The 1,545-nt window shown below is 65.6% G+C and carries 1 protein-coding gene; it reads left to right on the top strand.

The features are described 5' to 3' along the window. Window positions 1-82: 82 nt before the first annotated feature. Window positions 83-1,198, top strand: a complete 1,116-nt coding sequence (locus B9A23_RS22045) for an IS110 family RNA-guided transposase (RefSeq protein ID WP_084281543.1) — start codon at window positions 83-85, stop codon at window positions 1,196-1,198. Window positions 1,199-1,545 lie beyond the last annotated feature (347 nt).

The following is a 1,545-nucleotide window of genomic DNA, read 5'->3' as shown; positions in this document are numbered from 1 at the left end:
GCTTAGACCCAATGACTGCGGGAGCCTCGGCGGCTCGAATCTGGGATGCTGACTATGGATTAGTCAGCAACGGAGACGAGTCATGACGGAGGCAGTGAAATACATCGGGCTGGACGTGCACAAGGGGACCATCGCTGTCGCGGTGGCCGATGGGGAACGCGGGGGCGAGGTACGCTATGTTGGCACGGTTCCCAACGAGGACGATGCGGTCAGAAAGCTGGTCAAGCGGCTGACCGGGGCGGGCACGAAGTTGCAAGTCTGCTACGAGGCGGGCCCGTGCGGCTACGGCCTGCACCGGTTGCTAACCGGGCTGGGGCAGAGCTGCATCGTCATCGCCCCTTCGATGATGCCGCGGCGACCTGGCGATCACGTGAAGACCGACCGGCGTGATGCGATGACGTTGGCGCGCCTGCTGCGTGCCGGCGAACTCACCGCGATCTGGGTGCCGGACGAAGCGCACGAGGCAGTGCGCGACCTGATCCGGGCAAGGCGCAGCGCGAAGGAGGACGCCACCGGGGCCAAGCAGACGGTGAAGAGCTTTCTGCTCCGGCACGATCGTCGTTATGGCGGCAAAGGAACCTGGACCAAGATGTACTGGCGATGGTTGTCGGAGCAGCGGTTCGACTTCCCGCATCAGCAACTGGCGTTCGAGGAGATGCAGAGGCGCGTGCTCGAGGCGCAAGCACGCGTCGGCCGCCTCGAGGCGGCCCTCGGCGAGGCAGTGGAGGGCTGGCGGTTCGCCCCGCTTGTCCGCAATCTACAGGCGCTGCGTGGCATTCAGTTGGTCAGCGCCGCAACGTTGGTCGCCGAAGTCGGCGATCTTACCCGCTTCGACAATCCCAAGCAGTTGATGGCCTATGTCGGGCTGGTACCGTCCGAATATTCCAGCGGCGCTCGCAAACAGCGCGGACGCATCACCCGCGCTGGTAACGGGCAGGCGCGCACCATGCTGGTCGAGGCAGGCTGGGCTTACCGGTTGCCTGCACGCGAGGAGCGTCGCTACCGCGAGCGGGTCGCTGATCTGCCCGACGAGGTCCAGGCTATCGGATGGAAGGCGCAGGTCCGCCTGTGTCAGCGTTTCCGCCGCCTGGCCGCCACGGGCAAGCCCCAGCCCAAGGTAATAACCGCGATCGCGCGCGAACTCATCGGCTACGCGTGGGACATCGCGAGGCGCGTGTCGCCGGCGGTCGCCACCTGACCCTTTCCCCGAACGCGACGAGAGGAGGCGCCAGCGCACGACCTGCATAGCCTTGGCCGGCGTGCCGCGGGCACCCGACTGTGATGGGTAATCCACGGCGTACGTTGGGGCAGGTTCGTCCGACGCCCGATCTTAGACGGTGGACAGGCCCAGCGACGGATACGGGTAGTGCGGTAATCAACCCGCGGATGAGAGCGTGATCAATCGTCGTCGATCAGGCGCCCGCGGCACACCCGCCAAGGTCAATGCGACGCTGGCTTCCTGGCCAGCGAAGGAGTAAACTCGGCCAGCGTCTCGGATGGCAGTCATGAGAGCGTACGTTTTCGACCATCCTCTCACCGGTCCCC

The organism is Novosphingobium sp. B1, assembly GCF_900176395.1.
In the GTDB taxonomy this organism is placed as follows: Bacteria; Pseudomonadota; Alphaproteobacteria; order Sphingomonadales; family Sphingomonadaceae; genus Novosphingobium.
Note: the sequence above shows the minus strand (reverse complement) of the source record. Positions and strands in the feature narration are given on the sequence as shown.

Bases quoted from the DNA above. Each gene is read 5' to 3' on its own strand.
- B9A23_RS22045 (WP_084281543.1), top strand. From the start codon at position 83: ATGACGGAGGCAGTGAAATACATCGGGCTGGACGTGCACAAGGGGACC.